The organism is Caulobacter sp. NIBR2454 (genome assembly GCF_027474405.1).
Lineage (GTDB): Bacteria > Pseudomonadota > Alphaproteobacteria > Caulobacterales > Caulobacteraceae > Caulobacter.
Genome location: NZ_CP114871.1, coordinates 2366601 through 2379813, shown reverse-complemented (window position 1 = coordinate 2379813; position 13213 = coordinate 2366601). Strand labels below are relative to the sequence as shown.

The window sequence follows — 13213 nt, the reverse complement described above, 5'->3', positions numbered from 1 at the left end:
CCTACAGGGTCAGCTCGGCCACGAAGTCGTAGGCGTCGCCGCGATAGAACGATTGGGTGACCTCGACGGTCCGGCCGTCGGGCAGAAAGCCGCGACGCTCGATCAGCAGGGCCGGGTCGCGGGGCGACAGGCCCATCAACTCGGCCTGGTCGGTGGTGAGCAGCACGGCGCGCAGACGCTGCAGCGCGCGGGCGGGGCGGTGGCCGGTCTTCTCAAGCGCCTCATAAAGCGAGGTCTTCACCGAGTCAGGCGAGGGCAGGGCGAAGGCCGGGACCGTGGCGTATTCCAGGGCCATGGGTGCGTTGTCGGCGTAACGGATCCGGTGGAAGCGATAGACCGGCGCGCCCGGGCTGAGGCCCAGGGTCAGGGATTCCTCCGGCGTCACCGAGCCTTCCGACTTGTTGAGCCAGACGCTGTGGGGCGTGCGGCCGCGCGAGATCATGTCCTCGGAGAAGGACGAGATCTTGGAGAAGCTTTTCTCCACCCGGGCGGCGACGAAGGTGCCGGCCCCCTGGCGGCGGGTGAGCAGGCCCTCATTGACCAGGCCGTCCAGCGCCTTGCGCACGGTGATGCGCGAGACGGAGAACTCCTCGGCCATGTCCCGCTCGGCGGGCAGGGCGTCGTCGGGGGCCAGGACCTTGGTGGTGATGGCGTCGCGCAGGGCGCGCTGGAGCTGCCGGTAAAGCGGCGCGTGGTCAGCTTCGTCCAGCCGGCCGATACGATCAGCAAACGTCATGTCGCGCCCCTCCCTGGTTCGAATCTGAAAGCCAGCCCCGGCTTGGTGGATGAACACCTGACCACTTTAGTACCAATTTGTCGAGTGGGTTTGATTGGTAATATTTTGGGCTTGCCAACGGTTATTTTTCCTTCACAGTCCCGTTCTGAGGCCACTGATACGGCCAAATGCGACGGGGGACGTCGCGCATTGGTATCCTATTGGGCTTAAGTCGGCTCCGGGGCGTCGCCCCGGCGAAGAGGGGAGAAGCCGGATGACTCTTAAGAAGACTCTATTGGCCACGACGGCCGGGGTGATCGCGGTGATGGCCGCAGCGCCCTCTTTCGCGCAGGACACCAGCGTCGACGAGGTGATCGTCACCGGGATTCGCGCGTCCTTGCAGCAGGCGCTTGAACAAAAGCGCAATTCGGACCTGGTGCAGGAAGTCGTCACCGCCGAGGACATCGGCAAATTCCCTGACAAGAACGTCGCCGACTCGCTCAGCCGCATCACCGGCGTGAACGTGGTGACCGGTTCGGCCGCCGCCGGCGGCTTCGGCGAGAACGAGCGCGTCTCGATCCGCGGCACCGACCCGAACCTGAACCTGACCCTGATGAACGGCCACAACCTGGCCACCGGCGACTGGTTCGTTCTGGACCAGCAGAACGCCGGCCGTTCGTTCAACTACTCCATGCTGCCCGCCGAGCTGGTAGGCCGCCTGGAAGTGTACAAGAGCGCCCAGGCCGACATCCCCGAAGGCGGCGTCGGCGGCACGGTCAACGTCCATACCCGCAAGCCCCTCGACCTGCCGAGCATGAGCTTCAACGCCACGGCCCAGGGCGTCTACGCCCAGCGCGCCGACAAGTTCGACCCGCAAGTCTCGGCCCTGGCCAGCTGGAAGGACGACACCGGCAGCCTCGGCGTGCTGGTCGCCGGCTTCTACCAGAAGCGCCACCTGCGCCGCGATGGCCAGGAAATCCTCGGCTATAACGAGCTGGCCAACTTCCGCGGCACTGGCCAGACGGTGCTGGCGCCGGCCCTGATCGGCAACGCCTATTTCCGCCAGACGCGTGAGCGCAAGGGCGGCGACATCGTCGTCCAGTGGAAGCCCAACGACCAGCTCGAGTTCGAACTGTCGGGCCTCTACACCCGGATGGACGCCGACAACGTCAACTCCAACAACATGGCGTGGGTCTCGCGCCTGACGGGCGGCAATTCCACCGCTGGCAGCCCCGACGACGCCCTGACCAACTACACCATCACCAACGGCGTGCTGACCTCGGCCACCTGGGCGCCGACCACGGCGGGCGGCGGCCTGGTTCAGGGCCGCGTGCAGGACGACATCTTCCGCGAAGCCTATTCGTCGACCTACGTCATCAACCTCGATGGCGCATACGAGGTGAACGACAACCTGACCCTCAAGGGCCAGATCGGCTACACCGAGGGCAAGGGCGTCACCTCCGACACCTTCGCCTGGGAGACCCTGTGGAACACGGGCATGAGCTACACGCTCGGCTCGCCGATCACTTCGGTCACCTATACGGGCATGCCCAGCGACCCGACGGCGCCGGCCTATCTGAACAACCTCTACGGCTGGTCTTGGGGCGGCAAGCAGGTCTCGCCGGACGAGGAATTCTACGCCAAGGGCGACGCCGAATGGCGCATCGACAACGGCTTCTTCCAAAGCCTGAACTTCGGCGCGCGCTTCACCGACCACACCCGCGAAGGCAACTACACCGCCTATAGCTGGGGCGGGAACGGCAACGCCGCGACGCCGGGCCTGGGCGCGGTCTATGACGGCGACCGCACGCCTTCGAACTACGGTTCGGGCTTCGGCGGCCTGCAGGGCTACACCATCTCCGACATGGACAAGGTGCAGGCTTATCTCGACGGCAACTTCGGCGGCCGCCGCTTCGCCTTCTACCCGCCGCAGAGCTTCTCGGTGCAGGAGAAGACCAGCGCCCTCTACGGGATGGTCAAGCTGAAGGGCGAGCGCTGGCGCGGTAATGTGGGCGTGCGCGCCGTACGTACCGACACCGACACCACCCAGTACTCCTCCACGGCCCCGAACCTGACGATCGTCAACCAGTTCGGCAGCTGGGGCGAGGTCAACAACAGCCGCGACTACTGGGACGTCCTGCCCAGCGCCAACCTGACGGTGGAAGCCACGGATGACGTGCTGGTCCGCTTCTCGGCGGCCAAGGTCATGGCCCGTCCGGGCTACGCCCAACTGGCCAGCTCGCTGAGCCTGAACGAACTGGCCCTGACCGGCACCGCCGGCGGCAACCCGGACCTGGATCCGTTCCGCGCCTGGCAGTTCAACGCGGTCGGCGAGTGGTACTACGCCCCCGAGGCCCTGCTGTCGGTCGGCGTGTTCTACCTGGACATCGAAAGCTACATCACCAGCCAGACGTTCACCGGGTTCTACCGCACCCAGCAGAACCCGCAGGGCGCCAACTTCCGCATCACCGGTCCGGTGAACGGCGGCGGCGGCAGCAACCGGGGTCTGGAAGCCAGCCTGCAGCAGCCTATCGGCGGCGGCTTCGGCTTCATCGTCAACTACACCTACGCCGACGCCAAGACCGACCAGAACAAGCCGATCGATGGCAACTCGAAGAACACCTACAACCTGACGGGCTACTTCGAGAACGACCTGATCAGCGCACGCCTGGCCTACAACTTCCGCTCCAAGTTCAAGTCCGGCGTCGATCGCGGGACGGACATGTGGCAGGACGACGTGTCCTCACTGGACGGTTCGGTCAGCATCAACGTGACCGAGAATGTGGCCCTGACCTTCGACGCCCAGAACATCACGGGCGAGAAGCTGGTCTACTACGTGGGCGATCCGAGCACGCCGCGCGCGATCTACGACAACGGCCGGGTGTTCTACGCCGGCGCCCGTTTCAAGTTCTAAGCGACGGAGCCCGGCTCCGGCCGGGCTCTTCGATTTGATTACGGCGCGGCTTGGTTCAGGATCACTCCATGATCTTCGCCGCGACGCCTTCAGTATCCCCAAGGTCTGCAACTGAAGCGGGGCGGCGCTCGCCGCTCCGCTCTTTTTTCGCGGGTTCGACATGCTGACCAGATTGCTGGCCACGGCCGCCTTCGCCGCCCTGGCGACCTGCGCCTCCGCGGCGCCCAACATCGTCCCGGCCCCGGCCGAGATGGTGACGACCAGCAAGACATTCGAATGGAAGAACGGGAGCGGCATCGCCGTCCCGGCCGACGACGAGGGCGCGCGTTTCGCGGCCCAGCAGCTGTCGGACCTGCTCAAGCGCGGACGCGGCATGGACGCGCCGCTGGTCGGCCAGAACGGTTCGGTCCGGTTCGTACGCACCCCGGGGATGGCCAAGGAAAGCTATGACCTGACCGTCGGCGGGCAGGGGGCTGTGATCACCGCCAGCGACGACGCCGGCCTGCTGTACGGGGCCATGAGCCTTTGGCAGATGACGCAGTCTGCGCCCGGCAAGGGCGGGGCGGTCATCGACGAGGTCCAGATCAAGGACGGTCCGCGTTTCGCGTGGCGCGGCCTGATGGTGGACAGCGCCCGGCACTTCCAGTCGGTGGACTTCATCAAGCAGATGATCGACCGCATGGCGGTCTACAAGCTGAACACCCTTCACTGGCATCTGGTGGATGACCAGGGGTGGCGGCTGGAGATCAAGAAGTATCCCAAGCTGACCGGGGTCGGCGCCTGGCGCATCCCGTCGGGCGAGGCGGGCAAGGCTGGCAAGTACGGCGGGTTCTACACTCAGGACGAGGTGCGCGAGGTCGTCGCCTATGCCGCCAAGCGCAACATCACCATCGTCCCCGAGATCGAGACGCCGGGCCACGCCCTGGCGCCGATCGTGGCCTATCCGCAGCTGGGTTCGGCCGCGACGCCGCCGACGGCGACCTCCAGCGACTGGGGCGTGTATCCGTACCTGTACAATGTCGACGACAGCACCTTCGCCTTCCTGCAGGACGTGCTGGACGAGGTGATCGACCTGTTCCCATCGACCTACATCCATGTGGGCGGCGACGAGGCGGTGAAGGACCAGTGGAAGGCCAATCCGGCCATCCAGGCCAAGATCAAGTCGCTAGGTCTGAAGGACGAGCATGAGCTGCAGAGCTGGTTCATCCAGCGACTGGGCAAGCACCTGTCGTCCAAGGGCCGCCGCCTGATCGGCTGGGACGAGATCCTGGAGGGCGGTCTGGCGCCCGACGCCACGGTGATGTCCTGGCGCGGGATCGACGGAGCCGTGGCCGCGGCGCGGGCTGGGCATGACACGGTGCTGTCGCCGCATCCGACCCTTTATTTCGACAACCGCCAGAGCACCTCGCCGGACGAGGTTCCGGGGCGCGGGGCGGTGATCAGCCTGGCGGAGGTCTATGGCTTCAACCCGGCGCCGGACGCCCTGACGCCGGACGAGCGCAAGCATGTTCTGGGCGTACAGGCGAACCTGTGGGCCGAGCACATGCGCACCGAGGCGCGGATGACGGCGCAGGCCTTTCCGCGCGTGGCCGCTGTGGCCGAGGTGGGCTGGACGCCGGAAAAGCGTCGCAGCTGGAGTGAGTTCGTCCAGCGTCTGCCGGACGAGATCGCGCGGCAGAAGGCGTTGGGCATCGGCTACAACGCGGTGTCGCTGCAGGCTCAGGCGATCCTGGACACGACCAACGGCAAGCTGACCGCGACCCTGAAATCGCCGCTGCCGGAAGTGACCGTGCGCTATGCGGTCAACGGCCCGGTGACCGCGGACTCGCCCGTCTATGACAAGCCGCTGGCGCTAGCCGAGGGCGCCAAGGTGACAGCCGGGACCTTCGTGGGCGACCAGCCGTTGGGCGTGACCAAGACCTGGACGGCGACCACCAAGGCGGCGCGTTTCCGAACCAGCCAGCAGCTGAAAATGTGCAGCGACAAGCTGGTGCTGAACCTGGAGGACGATGGTCCGGTCACGGGCCAGCGCAAGCTGTTCCTGATCGACCTGATGGAGCCTTGCTGGCAGTGGCAAGGTGTCGATCTGACGGGGATCGGCGGGATCGAGCTGACGGTCGGGCAGGTTCCGTTCAACTTCCAGATCGGCGCGGCCAAGGACGACATCAAGTTCAAGCCGCCCGTCTCGGCGGCGGGCGAGTTCGAGGTGCGCGCAGGCGGATGTCAGGGCGAGGTGGTCGCCACCCTGCCGCTGGCGACCGCCACCGGCGGGATCACCAAACTGACGGCCCCGCTGAAGGCGACGGCCGGCGCCAAGGACCTGTGCTTCACCTACACCGCGCGTGGCGTCGATCCGATGTGGACCATCGACAACGTGCAGCTCGTCGTTTCGAAAGAGTAGCTTATGGCCGACCTCGTCCTTCTCGCGCCCCTCAAGGGTTGGATCGCGCCGCTGGACGAAACCCCTGACGCCGTCTTCGCCGACCGGATGATGGGCGACGGGGTGGCCATCGATCCCACGGATGGGGTGCTGCATGCCCCGTGTGACGGGACGGTGGTCAACATCCATCGCGCCCGCCATGCGGTCACCATCCGCTCGAAGGATGGGGTCGAGGTGCTGATGCACCTGGGCCTGGAGACCGTGGCGCTGGAGGGCGAGGGCTTCACGGTCCACGTGACCGAGGGACAGTCGGTGAAGGCGTCCCAGCCGCTGGTGACCTTCGACCTGGACCTGCTGGCGCAGCGGGCCAAAAGCTTGATTACGCCGGTGGTGGTGACCAATGGCGAGGCGTTCGTCATCTCCACCCGGCAACTGAACCGCGAGGTCGAGGTTGGCGAGCCGCTGATGGTCCTGCGCGCGGGCGCGGGGGCGGCCAGCGGTGAAACCGTCGTGGGCGGTCCGGTGGCCAGCCGAGGCCTGACCGTGCCGCTGGCCCATGGCCTGCACGCGCGTCCTGCCGCCCGCATCGCCACTGAGGCCAAAGGCTTTGAGGCCCAGGTGTTCATCGCCGCCCTGAACCGCCGCGCCAGCGCGCGCAGTCCGGTGGGCCTGATGTCCCTAGCCATCCGTCATGGGGACCAGATCATCGTCAGCGCCGAGGGGCCGGACGCCGAGGATGCGGTGTTCGCGGTGGCGGCCCTGATCGAGAGCGGCATGGGCGAGGCCGCCGCGGCGCCGGGGTCTGAACCCGTGGCGGCGCCGATGGTCAGAGCGTCCGCACCGGTGGATGGAGCGTTGCGCGGGGTGACCGCTTCGCCCGGTCTGGCCATCGGCCGGGCCATTCCGTTGGCGTCGCGCGAGATCGTGGTCGAGGAGCAGGGGCAGGGGGCGGAGTTCGAGGGCGACGCCCTGTCGGCGGCTCTGGCGTCTGTCCGCGCGCGCATCGAGGAGTCCGCCCAGAGCGGCGACGCGGCGCGGCGGGCGATCCTGGCGGCGCATGCGGCGTTCCTGGACGATCCGGAGCTGGTGGCCGCCGCGCGGCGGCTGACCGACGAGAACAAGAGCGCCGGTTTCGCCTGGCGCAAGGCCGTCGGCGGTTATGTGGACGTGCTGAAAAGCCTGGGCGACCGGCGGATGGCCGAGCGGGTCGACGACCTGCTGGACCTGGAGCGGCAGGTGCTGCTGACCCTGGCGGGGGAGGACCCGGAGGGCGCGCTCGACCTGCCGCCGGACGCGATCCTGCTGGCCGACGAGATGCTGCCCTCGCAACTGATGGCGTTGAAGCCGGGTCAGGCGGCGGGTTTCTGCACCGCGCGGGGCGGGCCGACCTCGCACGTGGCGATCCTGGCGGCGGCCATGGGCCTGCCGGCCATCGTGGCGGCGGGGGAAGGCGTGCTGTCGGTGACCAAGGGCACGGCCCTGATCTTGGACGCGGACGCCGGTTTGCTGCGCATCGCGCCGGATACACGCGCGCTGGAGGCGGCGCAGATGACCCTGGCGACGCGCCAGCAGCGACGCGCCGCGGCGCAGGCGGCGGCCAGGGAAGCCTGTCGCATGAGCGACAGCACGCGGATCGAGGTGTTCGCCAATGTGGGCAGCCTGAAGGACGCGCAGAACGCCGTAGCGGCGGGAGCGGAAGGCAGCGGCCTGCTACGCACCGAGTTCCTGTTCCTGGAGCGCGACACGCCGCCGGATGAGGCCGAGCAGGCGCGTCAGTACCAGGCCATCGCGACGGCGATGGAGGGACGGCCGCTGGTGATCCGCACCCTGGACATCGGGGCCGACAAGCCGGCGCCTTACCTGCCGATGCCGGCGGAGGAGAACCCGGCTCTGGGCCTGCGCGGTGTGCGCATCGGGCTTTGGCGGCCGGCGATCCTGAAGACCCAACTTCGGGCGATCCTGTCGGTTCAGCCGCTGGGCCAGTGCAAGATCATGCTGCCGATGATCAGCGGGGTGGACGAGCTGCGGGCCGTCCGCGCCCTGCTGGACGAGGCCAAGCGCGAACTGGGCGTGACGCAGAAAGTCGAGCTGGGGGTGATGGTGGAGACCCCGGCGGCGGCGGTGATGGCCGACGCCCTGGCGGCGGAGGCGGACTTCCTGTCCATCGGCACCAATGACCTGACGCAGTACGTGCTGGCCATGGACCGGGGCAATCCGGAGCTGGCGGCGCGGATCGACGCGCTTGACCCGGCGGTGCTGCGCCTGATCGCCCAGACGACGGCGGGGGCGAAGCTGCATGATCGTTGGGTCGGGGTGTGTGGGGGGCTCGCTTCCGATCTCGCCGCCGCGCCGATCCTGATCGGGCTTGGCGTCAGCGAGCTGTCGGCCACGGCGGCGGTCGTACCGGAGCTGAAGGCCCTGATCCGCACCCTTGATCCAGACCGTTGCCGCGCGCTGGCGGCCGAGGCGCTGAAGCAGACCTCGGCCGAGGACGTGCGCGGCCTCGCCACACGCTTCGTTCCGGGAATAGCCGCATGAAGTCGCCGCTCGAAATCCTGCAGCCCCTGGGCCGCGCCCTGATGCTGCCCATCGCGGTCCTGCCGATCGCGGGGCTGCTGCTGCGGCTGGGCCAACCGGACCTGCTGAACATCGCTTTCGTGGCGGCGGCGGGGGATGCGATCTTCGCCAATCTGGGCTTGCTGTTCGCCATCGGCGTTGCGGTGGGGCTGGCCAGGGAGAACAACGGCGCGGCGGGGCTGGCCGGGGTGGTCGGCTTCCTGATCGCCACCGAGGGGGCCAAGGTGCTGCTGCACGTGCCGCCGGAGGTGACCGGCGACCTGGCGATCGCGGCGTTCAAGGCCAAAGCCATCGCCAAGCTGGCGACGCCCATCGGCATCCTGAGCGGGGTGATGGGCGGACTGTTCTACAACCGGTTCAGCGACATCAAGCTGCCGGAATACCTGGCGTTTTTTGGCGGTCGGCGGTTCGTGCCGATCATCACCGGCTTCGCTGGCCTCGGCTTGGCGCTGCTGATCGGCGTCGGCTACGACGCGGTGAACGGCGGGGTGGACGCGATCAGCCGGGCCATCGTGGGTTCGGGCGAGATCGGGCTGTTCGTCTATGGCCTGCTGAACCGGCTGCTGATCGTTACCGGCCTGCACCACATCCTCAACAACATCGCCTGGTTCATCGTCGGCGACTTCAACGGCGCGACGGGGGACATCAAGCGGTTCTTCGCGGGGGACCCGACGGCGGGTGCGTTCCAGTCGGGCTTCTTCCCGGTGATGATGTTCGGCCTGCCGGCGGCGTGCCTGGCCATGTACCACGCGGCGCGGCCGGAGCGGCGCAAGGCGGTGGGCGGCATGCTGTTCTCCATGGCCCTGACCGCCTTCCTGACCGGGGTCACCGAGCCGATCGAGTTCAGCTTCATGTTCCTGGCGCCGGCGCTGTACGCGATCCACGCGGTGCTGACCGGGGCGGGCATGGTGCTGATGGACGTGCTGGGGGTGAAGCTGGGCTTTGGCTTCTCGGCCGGGTTGTTCGACTACGTGCTGAACTTCGGCAAGGCGACCAAACCGCTGATGCTGCTGCCCGTGGGGGCGGCCTATGCGGCGGTCTATTACTTCGCTTTCCGCTGGGCGATCGCGAAGTTCGATCTGAAGACGCCGGGCCGTGAGGCTGACAGTGAGATCGCGGCGCAAGCGGGCGCGGCGACGGCGGGCGGTCGAGGGACGGACTTCCTGGCGGCGCTGGGCGGGGCGGACAACCTCGTCTCAGTGGACGCCTGCACCACGCGCCTGCGCCTGATCGTCAACAGCCAGAAGGTGGTGGACGAGGCGCGGCTGAAGGGCTTGGGCGCGCGCGGGATCGTGCGGCCTTCGGACAAGGCGCTGCAGGTGGTGCTGGGGCCCATCGCCGATCAGGTGGCGGGCGAGATCCGCGCGGCGGGCGGCGGACAGGCCAAGGCGGCGCCGGCGGCGGTCGAGGTCGCCGCCAAGCCGGTGATCGCCATCGACGGGGCGCCGTGGCTGAAGGCCTTGGGCGGGGTTGAAAACATTCGCGAGCTGTCGGTCTGCTCCAGCCGGCTACGGCTGCAGGTCGCCGATGAGGGCAGGGTGGACGAGGCGGCGCTTCGCAGGCTGGGCGCCCGCGGCTTCGCCCGCCCCGCCGGCGCGCTGCACGTGGTGATAGGACCCAAGGCCGAGGCGGTGGCCGCGGCGCTGAAGAAGGCCTGAGGCGTGCAGGGTCGGCTGGTCTCGCTGGACGTTCTGCGCGGCCTGACGGTGATCGGCATGATCCTCGTCAATTCAGCGGCTTACGTGCATTACGTGAACGGATTTGAGGCCTATCCGGCGCTGATGCACGCGGAATGGGCGGGGTTCACACTGGCCGATGCGGTGTTCCCGGCCTTCCTGTTCATGGTCGGGGTCTCGATCCCCATGGCGGCGCAGGGGCGGCCGGCGAGCGCGCCCGCGATCCTGGCGCGGGCGGGGCGGTTGATCCTGGTCGGGCTGCTGCTGAGCAACATGTACTGGCTGGCGGACCTGGAGACCTATCAGTTCCGGCCGTTCGGGGTGCTGCAGCGGATCGGGCTGGTCTATGCGGCCGTGGCGCTGCTGTTCATGGCGACGGGTTGGCGGACGCGGGCGATCATCGCGGGCGCGATCCTGGTTCTCTATTGGCCGCTGTGCCTGATCGGGTCGCCGGACGGGACGGCGACGGACCTGTGGGCGCGGGGCTACAACTTCGCGGTCTGGTTCGACCGGGCGGTGCTGGGCCAGCACGCCTTCGTCAAAGGGGCGGCGGGCTATGATCCGGAGGGCATTCTCAGCACCTTGCCGGCCATCGCCCAGGGGCTGATCGGCTGCCTCGTGGGCGAGTGGCTGCTGAAGCGGCCGGAACGGACAGGCGTGTTGGCCCTGGCGGGCGCGGCGATGACGCTGCTGGGCCTGGCCTGGGGGTTCGCCTTCCCGGTGATCAAGGACATCTGGTCCAGCAGCTATGTTCTGCTGTCCAGCGGCCTGACCCTGCTGGTGCTGGCGGCGCTGCATGTGCGGCTGGACGGGCGCGAGATCGGGCGGGGCTGGAACGTCGCCACCGCCTTCGGGATGAACGCCATCGCCGCCTATGTGCTGCATTACGTCACCTCGGCGATTCTGGCCTGGGACGTGATGAAGCTGCCCTATGGCTGGGCTGAGCCGCTGGTCGGCGGCCCGGCGGCGGCGCTGGTTCCGGTGGCGATCTTCATGGCCCTGAACTGGGCGGCCATGGCGTGGCTCCAGCGCAAGCGCTGGATCATCAAGATCTGACGCGTCAGGGAACGAACCGCACGGCGCCCTTGGCGGCGCTGGTGGCGAAGGCGGCGTAGGCGCGCAGGGCGGTGGTCACCTTGCGTGGGCGCGGCTTGACCGGCTTCCAGGCGTCGGCGCCCCTGGCCAGCATCTCGGCGCGACGGCGCTGAAGCTCGGCGTCCGGCACGGCCAGCTGGATGGTACGGTTGGGGATGTCGATCTCGATCCGGTCGCCGTCCTGCACCAGGCCGATGAGTCCGCCTTCCTCCGCCTCCGGAGAGACGTGGCCGATGCTGAGGCCCGAGGTGCCGCCGGAGAAGCGGCCATCGGTGATCAGGGCGCAGGCTTTGCCCAGGCCCTTCGATTTCAGGTAGCTGGTCGGATAGAGCATTTCCTGCATGCCTGGTCCGCCGCGCGGGCCTTCGTAGCGGATGACCACCACGTCGCCGGCCACGACCTTGCCGGTCAGGATGGCGCTGACGGCGTCGTCCTGGCTTTCATAGACCTTGGCCGGGCCGGTGAACTTCAGGATGCTGTCGTCGACGCCCGCCGTCTTCACGATGCAGCCATCCAGCGCCAGGTTGCCGGTCAGCACGGCCAGGCCGCCGTCCTGAGAGAAGGGGGTCTCGGGCCCGCGGATGACGCCATCGACGCGGTCCAGGTCCAGGTCGTCCCAACGACGCGCCTGGCTGAAGGCGGTCTGGGTCGGCACGCCGCCGGGCGCGGCGCGGAAGAACTCGCGCACGCTCTCGGAATTGGTTCGGGAAATGTCCCAGCGGTTCAGGGCGTCGCCCATGGTCGGACTGTGGACGGTGGGGCAGTCGGTGTGGATCAGGCCGGCGCGGTCCAACTGGCCCAGGATGGCCATGACGCCGCCGGCGCGATGGACGTCCTCCATGTGAACGTCGGACTTGGCGGGGGCGACCTTGCACAGGCAGGGCGTCTCGCGCGACAGGCGGTCGATGTCGGCCATGGTGAAAGGCACATCGCCCTCATGGGCGGCGGCCAGCAGGTGCAGCACGGTGTTGGACGAGCCGCCCATGGCGATGTCGAGCCGCATCGCGTTCTCGAAGGCCGCGAAGTTGGCCACGTTACGCGGCAGGATGCTGTCGTCGTCCTGGGTATAGTAGCGGTGGGCCAGGTCCACGATCAGGCGGCCGGCTTCCAGGAACAGGCGCTCGCGGTCGGCGTGGGTGGCCAGGACCGAGCCGTTGCCGGGCAAGGACAGGCCCAGGGCCTCGGTTAGGCAGTTCATGGAATTGGCGGTGAACATGCCCGAGCAGGAGCCGCAGGTGGGGCAGGCTGAGCGTTCGATGGCGGCGACGTCCGCGTCCGACACCTTGTCGTCGGCGGCGGCGACCATGGCGTCCACCAGGTCCAGCGCCACTTCCTTGCCTTTCAGGATGACCTTGCCGGCCTCCATGGGGCCGCCGGAGACGAAGACCACGGGAATGTTGAGGCGCATCGACGCCATCAGCATGCCGGGGGTGATCTTGTCGCAATTGGAGATGCAGACCATGGCGTCGGCGCAGTGGGCGTTGACCATGTACTCGACGCTGTCGGCGATCAGTTCGCGCGAGGGCAGGCTGTAGAGCATGCCGTCGTGGCCCATGGCGATGCCGTCATCGACCGCGATGGTGTTGAACTCCTTGGCGACCCCGCCCGCGCGTTCGATCTCGCGCGCCACCAGCTGGCCCAGGTCCTTGAGGTGGACGTGGCCGGGCACGAACTGGGTGAAGGAGTTGACCACCGCGATGATCGGCTTGCCGAAATCGCTGTCCTTCATCCCCGTGGCGCGCCAAAGGCCGCGCGCGCCAGCCATGTTGCGACCGTGGGTGGAGGTGCGTGAGCGATAAGCCGGCATGGGGAAACCCTCGTGGAGCCGCCGACATAGTGCGGCGGGAAGCGCGCGT

General features: G+C 68.1%; 7 protein-coding genes. 5 read left to right on the top strand and 2 right to left on the bottom strand.

Annotated elements, in window-relative coordinates; all coding sequences use genetic code 11:
* Position 1: 1 nt before the first annotated feature.
* Positions 2 to 736 carry a GntR family transcriptional regulator gene (locus O5K31_RS11695; protein WP_269713774.1) on the bottom strand — a complete coding sequence of 245 codons (735 nt, stop codon included), beginning with the start codon at positions 734 to 736 and terminating at the stop codon, positions 2 to 4.
* Between the two features lie 253 nt (positions 737 to 989).
* Here O5K31_RS11695 and O5K31_RS11690 point away from each other — a divergent pair, with 253 nt between their 5' ends.
* The 5 genes from O5K31_RS11690 to O5K31_RS11670 all read left to right on the top strand — a co-directional run bounded on the left by O5K31_RS11690 (position 990) and on the right by O5K31_RS11670 (position 11318).
* Positions 990 to 3629 carry a TonB-dependent receptor gene (locus O5K31_RS11690; RefSeq protein WP_269713773.1) on the top strand — a complete coding sequence of 880 codons (2640 nt, stop codon included), beginning with the start codon at positions 990 to 992 and terminating at the stop codon, positions 3627 to 3629.
* 160 nt (positions 3630 to 3789) lie between these two features.
* Complete coding sequence (locus O5K31_RS11685) at positions 3790 to 6030, top strand: family 20 glycosylhydrolase (protein WP_269713772.1); 2241 nt, start codon at positions 3790 to 3792, stop codon at positions 6028 to 6030.
* 3 nt (positions 6031 to 6033) lie between these two features.
* On the top strand, positions 6034 to 8547 hold the full coding sequence (gene ptsP, locus O5K31_RS11680; protein ID WP_269713771.1) for a phosphoenolpyruvate--protein phosphotransferase: 2514 nt from the start codon (positions 6034 to 6036) through the stop codon (positions 8545 to 8547).
* Positions 8544 to 10244, top strand: a complete 1701-nt coding sequence (gene nagE, locus O5K31_RS11675) for an N-acetylglucosamine-specific PTS transporter subunit IIBC (protein ID WP_269713770.1) — start codon at positions 8544 to 8546, stop codon at positions 10242 to 10244. Before ptsP ends, nagE begins: the two co-directional genes overlap by 4 nt.
* 3 nt (positions 10245 to 10247) lie before the next feature.
* Positions 10248 to 11318: an acyltransferase family protein gene (locus O5K31_RS11670; protein ID WP_269713769.1), complete on the top strand. Its 1071-nt coding sequence runs from the start codon at positions 10248 to 10250 to the stop codon at positions 11316 to 11318.
* A 4-nt stretch (positions 11319 to 11322) separates the two neighbouring features.
* On the opposite strand, the gene ilvD is transcribed toward O5K31_RS11670, so the two are convergent.
* Positions 11323 to 13164, bottom strand: a complete 1842-nt coding sequence (ilvD, locus tag O5K31_RS11665) for a dihydroxy-acid dehydratase (protein WP_269713768.1) — start codon at positions 13162 to 13164, stop codon at positions 11323 to 11325.
* Between the last annotated feature and the right edge of the window lie 49 nt (positions 13165 to 13213).

Coding starts and splice junctions, on each gene's coding strand:
- O5K31_RS11695 (WP_269713774.1), bottom strand. CDS start 736: ATGACGTTTGCTGATCGTATCGGCCGGCTGGACGAAGCTGACCACGCG.
- O5K31_RS11690 (WP_269713773.1), top strand. CDS start 990: ATGACTCTTAAGAAGACTCTATTGGCCACGACGGCCGGGGTGATCGCG.
- O5K31_RS11685 (WP_269713772.1), top strand. CDS start 3,790: ATGCTGACCAGATTGCTGGCCACGGCCGCCTTCGCCGCCCTGGCGACC.
- ptsP (WP_269713771.1), top strand. CDS start 6,034: ATGGCCGACCTCGTCCTTCTCGCGCCCCTCAAGGGTTGGATCGCGCCG.
- nagE (WP_269713770.1), top strand. CDS start 8,544: ATGAAGTCGCCGCTCGAAATCCTGCAGCCCCTGGGCCGCGCCCTGATG.
- ilvD (WP_269713768.1), bottom strand. CDS start 13,164: ATGCCGGCTTATCGCTCACGCACCTCCACCCACGGTCGCAACATGGCT.